This is a genomic window from Streptomyces radiopugnans (assembly GCF_900110735.1).
Taxonomy (GTDB): Bacteria; Actinomycetota; Actinomycetes; order Streptomycetales; family Streptomycetaceae; genus Streptomyces; species Streptomyces radiopugnans.
In genome coordinates this window covers 1-11,812 of sequence record NZ_FOET01000012.1, presented here as the reverse complement: position 1 = coordinate 11,812, position 11,812 = coordinate 1, and the positions used below count along the sequence as shown (strand labels likewise).

At 73.2% G+C, this 11,812-nt stretch carries 12 protein-coding genes; 6 read left to right on the top strand and 6 right to left on the bottom strand.

Going from position 1 to position 11,812, the window contains the following annotated elements; genetic code table 11:
• Nucleotides 1-45: 45 nt before the first annotated feature.
• The gene (locus tag BMY40_RS19740; protein WP_177214071.1) at nucleotides 46-1,299 is read left to right on the top strand and encodes an ATP-binding protein; all 1,254 of its coding nucleotides are present in this window, start codon (nucleotides 46-48) and stop codon (nucleotides 1,297-1,299) included.
• Entirely contained in the window at nucleotides 1,296-1,982 is a 687-nt protein-coding gene (locus BMY40_RS19735; RefSeq protein WP_245770191.1) for a LuxR C-terminal-related transcriptional regulator, read from the top strand. Before BMY40_RS19740 ends, BMY40_RS19735 begins: the two co-directional genes overlap by 4 nt.
• Before the next feature lie 65 nt (nucleotides 1,983-2,047).
• Here the strand turns inward: BMY40_RS19735 and BMY40_RS19730 are convergent, their stop codons facing one another.
• Nucleotides 2,048-3,010: an AraC family transcriptional regulator gene (locus BMY40_RS19730; RefSeq protein ID WP_093661475.1), complete on the bottom strand. Its 963-nt coding sequence runs from the start codon at nucleotides 3,008-3,010 to the stop codon at nucleotides 2,048-2,050.
• 90 nt (nucleotides 3,011-3,100) lie between these two features.
• Here BMY40_RS19730 and BMY40_RS19725 point away from each other — a divergent pair, with 90 nt between their 5' ends.
• Nucleotides 3,101-3,934 (top strand): NAD(P)H-binding protein, encoded by an 834-nt coding sequence (locus tag BMY40_RS19725; protein ID WP_093661473.1) that lies wholly within the window; start codon nucleotides 3,101-3,103, stop codon nucleotides 3,932-3,934.
• A 24-nt stretch (nucleotides 3,935-3,958) separates the two neighbouring features.
• Here BMY40_RS19725 and BMY40_RS19720 read toward each other — a convergent pair whose 3' ends face one another.
• Together BMY40_RS19720 and BMY40_RS19715 are read right to left on the bottom strand one after the other, a co-directional pair.
• Entirely contained in the window at nucleotides 3,959-4,522 is a 564-nt protein-coding gene (locus tag BMY40_RS19720) for a dihydrofolate reductase family protein (RefSeq protein WP_093661471.1), read from the bottom strand.
• A 106-nt stretch (nucleotides 4,523-4,628) separates the two neighbouring features.
• Entirely contained in the window at nucleotides 4,629-5,237 is a 609-nt protein-coding gene (locus BMY40_RS19715) for a Uma2 family endonuclease (RefSeq protein ID WP_093661469.1), read from the bottom strand.
• A 244-nt stretch (nucleotides 5,238-5,481) separates the two neighbouring features.
• Between BMY40_RS19715 and BMY40_RS19710 the strand changes: the two genes are divergently transcribed.
• On the top strand, nucleotides 5,482-5,958 hold the full coding sequence (locus tag BMY40_RS19710) for a hypothetical protein (RefSeq protein ID WP_093661468.1): 477 nt from the start codon (nucleotides 5,482-5,484) through the stop codon (nucleotides 5,956-5,958).
• 9 nt (nucleotides 5,959-5,967) lie between these two features.
• On the opposite strand, the gene BMY40_RS19705 is transcribed toward BMY40_RS19710, so the two are convergent.
• Both BMY40_RS19705 and guaA read right to left on the bottom strand, forming a co-directional pair.
• Nucleotides 5,968-6,558, bottom strand: coding sequence for a Uma2 family endonuclease (locus tag BMY40_RS19705; protein ID WP_093661466.1), 591 nt, complete (start codon nucleotides 6,556-6,558; stop codon nucleotides 5,968-5,970).
• 123 nt (nucleotides 6,559-6,681) lie between these two features.
• Nucleotides 6,682-8,301: a glutamine-hydrolyzing GMP synthase gene (gene guaA, locus BMY40_RS19700; protein ID WP_093661464.1), complete on the bottom strand. Its 1,620-nt coding sequence runs from the start codon at nucleotides 8,299-8,301 to the stop codon at nucleotides 6,682-6,684.
• Nucleotides 8,302-8,621: 320 nt separating this feature from the next.
• Between guaA and BMY40_RS19695 the strand changes: the two genes are divergently transcribed.
• Both BMY40_RS19695 and BMY40_RS19690 read left to right on the top strand, forming a co-directional pair.
• The gene (locus BMY40_RS19695) at nucleotides 8,622-8,912 is read left to right on the top strand and encodes a chorismate mutase (RefSeq protein ID WP_093661462.1); all 291 of its coding nucleotides are present in this window, start codon (nucleotides 8,622-8,624) and stop codon (nucleotides 8,910-8,912) included.
• Between the two features lie 625 nt (nucleotides 8,913-9,537).
• On the top strand, nucleotides 9,538-10,689 hold the full coding sequence (locus BMY40_RS19690) for an LAETG motif-containing sortase-dependent surface protein (protein ID WP_093661460.1): 1,152 nt from the start codon (nucleotides 9,538-9,540) through the stop codon (nucleotides 10,687-10,689).
• 112 nt (nucleotides 10,690-10,801) lie between these two features.
• Here the strand turns inward: BMY40_RS19690 and BMY40_RS19685 are convergent.
• On the bottom strand, nucleotides 10,802-11,812 hold a 1,011-nt coding region (locus BMY40_RS19685; RefSeq protein ID WP_143071794.1), incomplete at its 5' end, for a GMC oxidoreductase.

Genomic DNA, 11,812 nt, shown 5'->3' with positions numbered 1-11,812 from the left:
CCGACCCTGATGCCCCGCGCCACACGCCCGTGTGACGATCGTGGCATGACCACCACCGCCCCGCCTCCCGCTGCCGAGTCCCCGCCGCTGCGCAGGCTCTACCGCAGCTCCGAGGGACGGCTGCTCGGCGGTGTCGCACGCGGCCTGGCCGGACACCTGGGCGTGCCGGTCTCCTGGGTGCGGATCGTCTTCCTCGTGCTGTTCATGACCAACGGCCTGGGCGCCCTGCTGTACGCCGCCTTCTGGTTCTTCGTGCCGCTGGGCGCGGGCGGCGTCGAGGCCGCACCGAGGAGGGCGGACGGGCCGCGGCATGTCCGCAGGCCCGACAAGGGCCAGCTCCTGGCGGTGCTGGCGCTGGTCGTGGCGCTGGGAGCCCTGGGCTCCAACCTCCAGTTCGGCGCGGCGAACGCCTACGTCTGGCCGCTGCTGCTGGCCGGGATCGGCGTGGCCGTCGTCTGGCGGCAGGCGGACAACTCCCGGCGGGCCCACTGGGCGGAGGTCAGCCGCCGCAGGCGGCTGCTGCCCATCGCCCGCAGCGCGGCCGGCGCCCTCCTGGTCGGTGTGGGCATCACCGGCTTCGCCGTCACCCGGGGTCTGGGCCCGCACCTGGGCACTGTGCTCCAGGCGTCGCTGGCGCTGCTGGTCGGCACGGCGCTGCTGGCCGGCCCGTATCTGATCCGCCTCACCCAGGACCTGTCGGAGGAGCGGCTGATGCGCATCCGGGCGCAGGAGCGGGCCGAGGTGGCCGCCCACGTCCACGACTCCGTCCTGCACACCCTCACCCTGATCCAGCGCAACGCGGACAACCCCCGCGAGGTGGCCCGCCTCGCCCGCGCCCAGGAGCGCGAGCTGCGGGCCTGGCTCTACAAGCCGACCGGCACGGGCAGGGACGAGGAGGAGGAGCCGGACACCCTGGCCGACGCGGTGCGGGCGGCGGCCGCCGAGGTGGAGGACCACCACGGGGTGCCGGTGGAGGTGGTCTGCGTCGGCGACTGCCCGCTGGACGAGAGGCTGGGCGCACAGCTCCAGGCCTCCAGGGAGGCGATGGTCAACGCCGCCAAGTACGGTGGCGAGGGCGGCCCGGTGCAGGTCTTCGCGGAGGTCGAGGGGCGTACGGTCTTCGTCTCCGTGCGCGACCACGGCCCCGGCTTCGACCTGGACTCGGTGCCGCCGGACCGGATGGGCGTACGGGAGTCGATCATCGGCCGGATGCGGCGCAACGGCGGTACGGCGGTGCTGCGTTCCGCCCCCGAGGGGGGCACGGTGGTGGAGCTGGAGATGGAGAGGGCGGAGACATGAACGAGGAGCAGCACCGGGAGCAGCGCCGGGCCCGGGTGGTCCTGGTGGACGACCACCGGATGTTCCGCACGGGCGTCCAGGCGGAGATCGGGAACACCGCCGAGACCGGGGTCGAGGTCGTCGGCGAGGCCGCCGACGCGGACCAGGCCGTCACCGTCATCACCGCGACCCGCCCCGACGTCGTCCTGCTCGACGTCCACCTGCCCGGCGGCGGCGGGGTGGAGGTGCTGCGCCGCAGCGCGGCGCTGATGGCCGATCCCGAGCGCCCGGTGCGCTTCCTGGCCCTGTCGGTCTCGGACGCGGCCGAGGACGTCATCGGGGTCATCCGCGGCGGCGCCCGCGGCTACGTCACCAAGACGATCACCGGCGCGGACCTGGTCAGGGCCGTCTTCCGCGTAGCCGAGGGCGACGCGGTGTTCTCCCCGCGCCTGGCGGGCTTCGTCCTGGACGCCTTCGCCTCCACCGACGCCCCGCCGGTGGACGAGGACCTGGACCGCCTCACCCAGCGCGAGCGCGAGGTGCTGCGCCTGATCGCGCGCGGCTACGCCTACAAGGAGATCGCCAAGCAGCTGTTCATCTCGGTCAAGACCGTCGAAAGCCATGTCTCGGCGGTGCTGCGCAAGCTCCAGCTCTCCAACCGCCACGAACTCACCCGCTGGGCCACGGCCCGCCGTCTGGTGTGAGGTCTCCCGGGCCCGCGGTCCGGCCCGGGACCCGCCGCGGCACGGCACCGCACCACCCTCGCCGTCTACGCCGGTGAGCACGGTGGGCACTCGGTGCCGGCACGGTCGGCGCCCGGGCGGCAGGCCCTGCGGTACTCGCTGGGGCTCACCCCGTGGAACCGTTTGAAGGCGGCGCTGAAGCCGAACGCGTCCGCGTAGCCGACCCGGCGCGCCACCGCGGCGACCGTCGCGGTGGGCTCAGCGGTCAGCAGGTCGGCGGCCAGGGACATCCGCCGGTCCGTCAGGTACGTCAGCGGCGGCTCGCCCACCAGCCTGGTGAACCGGCCGACCAGCGTCGTGCGCGACACCCCCGCTTCGGCGGCCAGGGCGGCGAGCGTCCAGGGCCGGTCCGGCGCGGCGTGCATCGCCCGCAGCGCCGGGCCGGCGACCTCGTCGCCCAGCGCCCGGAACCAGCCGTCGGGCATGGTCTCCGGCCGGTCGAACCAGCCCCGCAGCGTGCACACCAGCAGCCAGTCCAGCAGCCGGTCCTGCACGACCCGCCGGCCCGGCGGGCAGGCTGCCGTGACCTGCGCCTCCAGCGCTTCCAGGAGGGCGAGGCACTCCTCGCCGCCGGGCACCACCAGCACGGGCGGCAGCACTCCGAGCAGCCGCTGTGCCATCGCGTCCCGCGCGCGGTACGTCCCGGTCACGAGCACCGTGCGGCCGGGCGGCTCCGCGGCCGCCGTTCCGGCCGTCGCCGTCCCGGGCGGCGACGGCCGGTCGGTGAGGACGAACGGTTCCGGTCCGCGCACGATCGCGGCGTCACCGGCCCGCACCCGCCGTGGTTCCCCGCGGTCTTCCCCCGCCTCCGCCCAGGCCCCGGTCCCGGCTTCGGGCCCGGAGACCCAGACCTCGCCCCGCAACGGCGCGCACAACGTCAGAGGCGCCCCGTCGGTGAACCGCATTGCCCACGGCGGTGACAGCTCCACCCGTCCGAAGCCGGCGCCGTCCGCGCGGACACCCCGTAACAGATCGTCGAACGGATCCATGCGGTTCACGGTAGCGCGCCGGACGATCGGACATGGTCCGCGTACGACGGGCCATGTCCCCTCCGGGACCGCGCCGGTTGACTGGCGGTCATGACGACACACACGGACGCGATCCTGGTCCTGGGATCGACGGGCAAGACCGGGCGCCGCCTGGTGAGCGCACTGCGGGCGGCGGACCGTCCCGTGCGGGCCGCCTCCCGCTCCGGCGAGGTGCGGTTCGACTGGTTCGACCGGGAGACCTGGGCCGCCGCCCTGGACGGGGCGGCGGCCGTCTATCTCGTGGCTCCCGGAGACCCGGCACCGGTCCGGCCCTTCGTCGAGCAGGCGGTCGAGGCGGGTGTCCGCCGCTTCGTGGCGCTGTCCGGACGCGGAATCGACCAGGTCCCCGCGGGCTTCTTCCGGGGCATGGCCGCCGCCGAGCGGGCCGTACGCGACTCCGGCGCGGAGTGGACGGTCATCCGCCCGAACAACTTCAGCCAGAACTTCGACGAGGACCTGTGGCACGCCCCGCTGCGGGCCGGGCGGCTGGCCCTGCCGATCGGCTCCGTGCCGGAGCCGTTCGTCGACGCCCAGGACATCGCCGACGTCGCCGCGGTGCTGCTGACCTCGGACGGCCACCACGGCCGGGTGTACGACCTCTCGGGCCCCCGTGCTCTCACCTTCGGCGCGGCCGTGGAGACGATCGCCGGGGCCGCGGGCCGGACCATCCGCTACGAGGAGCTCACACCGCGGGAGTACCGGGCCGAGCTCCTGGCCGAGGGTGTGCCGGAGGAAGCCGTCGGGGAACTCGACGCGATGTTCGCCGCGATGCGCGCCGGACACCTCGCCGAGCCCGGCGACGGGGTGCGGCGGGTGCTCGGACGGGAACCGGCCGACTTCGGCGCCTACGCCTCCCGGGCCGCGGCTGCCGGCGCGTGGTCGTGACCGGAGGCGGACTCTCCGCCGGGGTCAGGACCGCTCCGGCTCGTAGTGCAGCGCGGTGATCCCGCAGTCGAACGGCCGGGCGGCGACGAGGCGGAGCCGCCGGTGCGCGCCGGTGTCGGGGAAGACGGGCATCCCGGCGCCGAGCGCGACCGGGTTGACGAACAGGTGGAGTTCGTCGAGCAGGTCCCGGGCGATCAGGTTCCGCACGAGGGTGCCGCCCCCGTAGGTGATGATGTCCCCGCCCGGCCGCGCCTTCAGCCGGTTGACGGCCTCGGCGAGATCGCCGCCGGCGACCGCGGCGTTCTCCCAGGGCGACTCGGTCAGGGAGTCGGAGATCACGGTCTTGGGCGTGTCGTTCATCCAGGCGATGGTCTCCTCGGACTCGCCCTCGGGCCCGGCGGCCCACGCCGGGATGAACCCCTCGGCGAGGCGGCGGCCCAGCACGATGTGGTCGACCGGCTTGGTGAGCGCGTCGATGTAGGCGTTGATGTCGTCGGTCCAGGGGAACGTCATCCAGTCCATCTCGCCGTTCGGCCCGGCCATGCAGCCGTCGACACTCACCTGGACCTGGAGCTTGAACCTGCGCATGACTGCTTCCCTCCGGAACCGCTGGGGCTGGCCTCGTGTCAGGAGAGAAGCTAACGGCGGCCACTGACAACGCCCCGGGACGGCTCGCGGGCGGGCCGCACACGGGCTACACGCGGTCGATCGCGGTGAGGTCGATGTCGATGCCGAACGGCGCGGAGAGCGTCAGCCGCCCCTCGTGGACGCCGGTGAGGACGTACGCCCCCGCTCCCGGGTCGAGCCGGTGGACGTGGACCACCGGACGGCGGCCCGTGCCCTCCTCCACCAGCCAGAAGTGCGGGATGCCCGCCCGCGCGTAGAGCTGGGGTTTGCGTTCGCGGTCGCGGATCGCCGAGTCGGGGGCGACGGTCTCCACGGCCAGCACGACGTCCCTGGCGTCGTAGCGGTTCGCCTCCAGTCCGCGTACGGCCTCGGCGCGGAGCACGGACACGTCCGGCTCGGGCGCCTGCCCCGGGCCGAGCACCACGACCATCTCCCGCCGCACCCGCAGATGCGCCGGGCAGGTGCGCCGCAGGCCCTCCACCAGCAGGGAGTTGGCCAGCGAGTGGTACGCGCTCTGCCGTGCGCGGAAGACCAGCGCACCGTCGACGAGCTGGGTGTGGGACGGGAGGTCGGTCAGGCGGAAGAGGTCGTCGACGGTGAAGCCCCGGTACGGGGGCCGCAGCCACTCGGGGAACGGCTCGTCGTCGACTCCGTTTGCGGTCGCCACATCGTCCATGCCGCCATCGTGATCAGCCCTCCCGTCCGACTTGCCGCAAACGCCCGCGCCGCCGCTCGAAGGGGTGAGCGGCGGCGCGGGCGTTGACGGGAGGGGCCGCGTACCGCCGCCGGGGGCGGAACCCGCGGTGCGGCGCACGCGCAGCGCTCGACCGGCCGATTACTTCTCCCCGCCCCTCCGGTCGTACGGGCGACCCCACGGAAGCGCGGAAGCTCCGGGACCCACCCGGAGGAAGGGAACGAGCATGACGGAGCACATGGAGAACACGGAGAGCACGGAGAGCACCGGCGGCGCCCCGGCCCCCCAGCCCGACGAGGGCATCAGGGCGCTGGACCGGCTGACCGGCTCCTGGCGGGTGACCGGCGGCGCGGAGGGCACCGTCGTCTACCGCTGGATGGAGGGCGGCTTCTTCCTCCTCCAGGAGGTCGAGCTGGAGCAGTACGGGCAGCGCGTCACCGGGCTGGAGGTGATCGGCCGGGAGAGGCCCTTCGGCGCGGAGAAGCCGGGCGAGGACATCCGCTCCCGCTTCTACGACGGCCGGGGCAACACCTTCGACTACGTCTACGAACTCGACGGCGACACCCTGACCATCTGGGCCGGCGAGAAGGGCTCTCCCGCGTACTTCCGGGGCACCTTCGACGCCGCGGGCGACGTCCTGACCGGCGCCTGGGTCTACCCCGGCGGCGGTGGCTACGACTCGGTGACGACCAGGATCGGGTGACCGGCCGGGCTACAGCCGGTCGATCGCGGTGAGGTCGATGTCGATGTCGAAGGGGACGGTGAGCTTCAGCCGGTCGTGGTGGATGCCGGTGGGCACGTAGCCGCGTGTCGCGGGCTCCAGCTCGAAGACGTAGACGACCGGGCGGCGGCCCGTCCCCTTCTCGATCCGCCAGAAGTGCGGGATGCCCGCCTCCGCGTAGAGCTGCGGCTTGCGCTTGCGGTCCCGCTCCTCCGAGTCCGGCGAGACGACCTCCGCGGCGAGTACGACGTCCTCGGCCCGGAAGCCGGTCTCCTCGGCCTCCTCGGTGACGCCTTCCGCCCTCAGCACCGAGAGGTCCGGTTCGACGCGGTTGCGCCTGTCCAGCACGACGGCCATCTCCCGGCACACCCGCAGCCCGCCGGGAACGGTCTCGTGGAGTCCCCTCTCCAGCAGGAACATCGCCAGCGAGTGGAAGTACTTCTGCGGGCTCACGAAGACCAGGCTCCCGTCGATCAACTCCGTGTGGGGCGGGAGGTCCGGGATGCGGTCGAGATCGTCCGCGGTGTAGCCGTCCGGCGGCGGCACGGGCCACGAAGAGGTGGGCAGCGGCTCGGCGGTCATGGTTCCTCCCATGCACGGGATTCTCGGCCTCGCCCCAGCGTATCGACCCGGGAACGCCCGCGCCGCCGCTCGAAGGGGTGAGCGGCGGCGCGGGCGTTGACGTTCAGGGGAGCGCGGGAGACGTCACTCCCACTCGATGGTCCCCGGCGGCTTGCTGGTGACGTCCAGCACCACTCGGTTGACCTCGGCGACCTCGTTGGTGATGCGGGTCGAGATGCGGGCCAGCGTCTCGTAGGGCAGACGCGTCCAGTCGGCCGTCATCGCGTCCTCCGAGGAGACCGGGCGCAGCACGATCGGGTGGCCGTAGGTGCGGCCGTCCCCCTGGACGCCGACGGAGCGGACGTCGGCGAGCAGCACCACCGGGCACTGCCAGATGTCGCGGTCCAGCCCGGCCGCCGTCAGCTCCTCGCGGGCGATGGCGTCGGCCTCGCGCAGCAGGTCCAGGCGCTCCTTCGTCACCTCGCCGACGATGCGGATGCCCAGGCCGGGGCCGGGGAACGGCTGGCGGTGGACGATCTCCTCGGGCAGGCCCAGCTCCTGGCCGACCATCCGGACCTCGTCCTTGAACAGCTTGCGCAGCGGCTCCACGAGCTGGAACTGGAGGTCCTCGGGCAGTCCGCCGACGTTGTGGTGGGACTTGATGTTGGCGGTGCCGGTGCCGCCGCCGGACTCCACCACGTCCGGGTAGAGGGTGCCCTGCACCAGGAACTCCACGGCCTCCTCGCCGGAGCCGGCCTCGGCGACGATCTCGCTCGCGGCCTGCTCGAAGACGCGGATGAACTCCCGGCCGATGATCTTGCGCTTCTCCTCCGGGTCGGAGACGCCCGCCAGCGCGTCCAGGAAGCGCTTCTCGGCGTCCACCACCTTGAGCTGGACGCCGGTGGCGGCCACGAAGTCCTTCTCGACCTGCTCGGACTCGCCCTTGCGCATCAGCCCGTGGTCCACGTACACGCAGGTCAGGCGCTCGCCGATGGCCTTGTTGACCAGGGCGGCGGCCACCGCCGAGTCCACTCCGCCGGACAGTCCGCAGATGGCGCGCTTGGTGCCGACCTGGGCGCGGATGGCCGCGACCTGCTCCTCGACGACGTTGGCGGCCGTCCAGGTCGGCCTCAGGCCCGCGCCCCGGTACAGGAAGTGCTCCAGCACCTGCTGGCCGTGGGTGGAGTGCATCACCTCGGGGTGGTACTGCACGCCGTAGAGCCTGCGCTCGTCGTCCTCGAAGGCCGCCACGGGGACGCCGTCGGTGGAGGCGGTGACGGCGAAGCCCTCGGGGGCGGCCGAGCAGGCGTCGCCGTGCGACATCCACACCGACTGCTCGACGGGGGTGCCCTCGAAGAGGGTGGAGCCGGGCCGGGTGACGGTCAGGGCCGTACCGCCGTACTCGCGGCGGCCGGTGTTGTCGACGGTGCCGCCCAGCGTCTGGGCCATCAGCTGGAAGCCGTAGCACATGCCGAAGACGGGCACCCCGGCCTCGAACAGCGCGCGGTCGATGCCGGGCGCGTCCTCGGCGTAGACGGACGAGGGGCCGCCGGAGAGGATGATCGCCTTCGGGTCCCTGGCGAGCATCTCCTCCACCGGCATGGTGGAGGGGACGACCTCGCTGTAGACCCGGGCCTCGCGTACGCGGCGGGCGATGAGCTGGGCGTACTGCGCGCCGAAGTCGACGACGAGGACGGTGTCCGGTGCGTCGGGAGCGGCCGTGGACTCGGCGGGCGCGGTGGGCTCGGTGGGCTCTGATGCCACGGGGCTGGCTGCCTTTCGGCGTGGATCTGGGCTGGGAAAGCCCAGTCTACCGGGGGGGTGCACCCGATCGGCCGTCTCACCATCCGGCCATCCGCCCACCCCGTTCCGCCTCCGAGTGCATACTGGACCGCATGTTCGCGCAGAGCTTCTGGTTTACCTATGGCACCGGCCCGGCCGGCCGCCATGGGATCCCGCGCGCTGCGTGAACGACTGACGAGCGACTTCCCAGGCGCCCCGGGCCGGTCAAGGCCCGGGGCGCCTGCCGTGTCCCCGGGCGCGACCGGCACTGGGCGCGACGACCCCAGGAGGGACGTACGGCCATGGCCACCACCACCCCCACCCCCGCCGCCACCGGAGCCGGAGCCGGAGCCGATGAGCGGATCGCGGAGGACCGTGAGCGGATCGACGAACTGGACCGCCGGATCATCCGTCTGGTGCGAGAGCGCATGGAGGTCTCCGCCCGCATCCAGCAGGCCCGGATCGGCGCGGGCGGACGCCGGGTGAACCTCTCGCGCGAGATGGAGATCCTCACCCGCTACCGCGAGCGGCTGGGCCGGCCGGGCACCTCCCTGGCCATGACCCTGCTGGAGCTGTGCCGCGGACGCGTCTGAGCCCGCCGGGCCCGCGCGCCGCCGGCTTCCCCTCCCGCGCCTCCCTTCCGCGTCACCGGGACGACCACCCGTACGGCGCATTACCGCCGCGGGGCACGGTCGTTGGACCTGACGACCCCAGAGCCGGCCGGGCGCCCGGAGGCGTGGGGAGCGCATCGGAGCGATGAGACGCCGTCCTCCCTCGGGAGGTGAGGACCGGGCGTCGTGGGACCTCGCTCCGGTGCAGTGGCCGGACGGCAGGGGACAGCGGTCCGGTCACGACCAAGCGGTCGGTTCCCGGGACGCCGGGGACCGACCGCTCCGCGATTCCGCCCTCACCGCTTCCACCTGCGGGAACGGCCATGACGAATGAGGGCCCGGAAGGGTTGTACGGCGTTCCGTCACGGATTCGCCATGCAAACGACACGACCCCGTGTGACATACGGCACACCGAAACCTGGGTGAGGGTGGGCAACTGCTCGCTTCCGCCCCTTATGCCGCGCCGGTCCGGATGCGGCGCCGGCAACGGGCCCGGAAACACCTCCGCTGAAAATCCCGCTCCGCCCGTACTCTGCTGCCAGCCCGACGCGCCGTCTGCGCGAAGGCCCCTTACTTTCCCTTTCGCCTCAAAGCAGATGAGGTACCCATGAAGCTCCGCCGTGCCCTTGCGGCCGCCGCCGCCACGGCCGTCATCGCCCCCGTCGCGCTGATCGCGGCACCCGCCGCGTACGCCGACGGCCACGAGACCACCTCCGTCGAGAACACGGAGACCCCCGCCCCGGAGAAGACCGAGGGTGAGGAGACCGAGCCCCCCGCCGCAGACGGCGGGACCGAGGGTGGCGACACCGAGCCTCCCGCCACGGACGAGACCGGCGGCGAGGAGACCGACAACCCCGGCGAGACCGAGGACGACGAGACCGAGCCCCCCGCCACGGACGAGACCGGCGGCGAGGAGACCGACAACCCCGGCGAGACCGAGGACGAGGACTCCGACACCCCCGGTGGCGACGAGGGCAAGGACGGGGAGGAGGACTCCGACGCCCCCGGTGGCGACGAGGGCAAGGACGAGGAGGAGGCTCCCTTCCAGTGCGCCGTCGACGACAACGGCGAGGAGATCTACGACATCAGCGAGGACCTCAAGACCTCCCTGGTCGGTCTCCCCGACACCGTCGTGGCGGGCACCGGCTGGAAGAACTTCGAGTTCCGGATGCACAACAGCGGCAAGGGCGCCATCAAGGACGTCGCGCCGTACATCACCGTCTTCTCCGGTGACGAGAACAACGACTACTCGGCCGGCTTCACCCTCGAGGTCCACAAGGCCGAGACCGGCACCTGGCAGGTCGTGGCCGACGAGCTCGGCGCGGGCGGCTACTTCGAGCCGGTCACGCTGAACTCCGGGGAGACGCGCACCCTCAAGCTGCGCATGAAGATCGACGGCGGTGTGCCCGACTCCCTGGGCATCGCCATCGGCGCGGGCGAGTACTCCGACGAGCGCGGCTGCTGGGTCTCCGACGACGACAACGGCTGGGTCTACTTCTTCGAGGTCCTGGGGAAGGGCGCGGCCGCTCCCAAGCCCGGCGAGTCCAAGCCCAAGCCGCAGACCGGTGGCGCGAAGCCGATCAGCTCGGACAAGGTCACCAAGGTCGACACCGCCGGCCAGCTCGCCGAGACCGGTTCGTCCTCCGCGCTGCCGATGTTCGGTCTCGCGGGTGCCGCGGCCGTGGCGCTGGGCGCCGGTGCGATGTACGTCGTGCGCCGCCGCAACGGCGCCGGGGCGGACACCTCCGCCGCCGCGTGACGGCCGTGACGGCGTGAACGCCGCGAACGGCGTGGCCGTCTGAACGTGCGGGCGCGCCACACGCGCCGAGAGGGGGGAGCGGCCCGGCCGCTCCCCCCTCTCGCGTGTTCGCTCAGGCCTCGGCCGCCCCGGCGGCCTCCGCCGCGCCCGCCGCCTCCGCCTCCGGCGCCGTCCGCCTCGGCGGGACGGCCGGGACCGGCAGCACCGGCAGCCTCAGCGCCGCGAACGCCTCCTCGGGCACCGCCGGGGCCCGGGGAGGCACCACGGGCACCCGTACGTAGTCGGCGCCCTGCTCGGGGCGGGGGTCGGCCTCGCCCTTGTTGGGCCACAGGGACATCGCCCGCTCGGCCTGGGCGGTGATGGTCAGCGACGGGTTGACGCCGAGGTTGGCGGAGACGGCCGAGCCGTCCACGACCGAGATGCCCGGGTGGCCGTAGAGCCGGTGGTAGGGGTCGATGACGCCCTCCTCGGGCGAGGCGCCGATCGGGCAGCCGCCCAGGAAGTGCGCGGTCAGCGGAGTGCCCATCAGCTCGCCGACGTTCGTGCCCGGGAAGCCGTTGATCTCCTCGGCGACGAGCCGCGCGGCCTCGGCGCCCTCGGGGATGTGGTCCGGGTTGGGCGCGCCGTGGCCCTGCTTCGCCGTCAGCAGGCCCTTGCCCAGCCCCTTGGGCTTGCGGTAGGTGGTCAGGGAGTTGTCCAGGGACTGCATCACCAGACCGATGATCGTCCGCTCCGACCAGCGGTAGTTGGACAGCGTCCGCGCGGCCTGCACGGGGTGGCGCAGGCAGTGCGCGAGGAAGGCCAGCGGCCTCGGCGCGCGGCCGTACGGCACCTGGAGGACGGAGAGGGCGCCCATGGCGTTGGAGCCCTTGCCGTAGCGCACCGGCTCGATGTGGGTGTTGTCGTTCGGGTGGATGGAGGAGGTGATGGCCACCCCCTTGGTGAAGTCCGGCTCCGCGTCCGGCCCGTGCTTCTTCCGGTAGCGGCGCGGAGAGGTCATCGCGCCGACCAGCGCCTCGGAGTTGGTGCGGGTCAGCTCGCCCAGCCTCGGGGAGATGCGCGGCAGGACGCCCTCGTCGCGCATCCGGTGCAGCAGCGTCTGGGTGCCGTAGGTGCCGGCGGC

Bases quoted from the DNA above. Each gene is read 5' to 3' on its own strand.
- BMY40_RS19725 (WP_093661473.1), top strand. From the start codon at position 3,101: ATGACGACACACACGGACGCGATCCTGGTCCTGGGATCGACGGGCAAG.
- BMY40_RS19705 (WP_093661466.1), bottom strand. From the start codon at position 6,558: ATGACCGCCGAGCCGCTGCCCACCTCTTCGTGGCCCGTGCCGCCGCCG.
- BMY40_RS19690 (WP_093661460.1), top strand. From the start codon at position 9,538: ATGAAGCTCCGCCGTGCCCTTGCGGCCGCCGCCGCCACGGCCGTCATC.
- BMY40_RS19720 (WP_093661471.1), bottom strand. From the start codon at position 4,522: ATGCGCAGGTTCAAGCTCCAGGTCCAGGTGAGTGTCGACGGCTGCATG.
- BMY40_RS19695 (WP_093661462.1), top strand. From the start codon at position 8,622: ATGGCCACCACCACCCCCACCCCCGCCGCCACCGGAGCCGGAGCCGGA.
- BMY40_RS19735 (WP_245770191.1), top strand. From the start codon at position 1,296: ATGAACGAGGAGCAGCACCGGGAGCAGCGCCGGGCCCGGGTGGTCCTG.
- BMY40_RS19715 (WP_093661469.1), bottom strand. From the start codon at position 5,237: ATGGACGATGTGGCGACCGCAAACGGAGTCGACGACGAGCCGTTCCCC.
- BMY40_RS19730 (WP_093661475.1), bottom strand. From the start codon at position 3,010: ATGGATCCGTTCGACGATCTGTTACGGGGTGTCCGCGCGGACGGCGCC.
- BMY40_RS19740 (WP_177214071.1), top strand. From the start codon at position 46: ATGACCACCACCGCCCCGCCTCCCGCTGCCGAGTCCCCGCCGCTGCGC.
- BMY40_RS19710 (WP_093661468.1), top strand. From the start codon at position 5,482: ATGACGGAGCACATGGAGAACACGGAGAGCACGGAGAGCACCGGCGGC.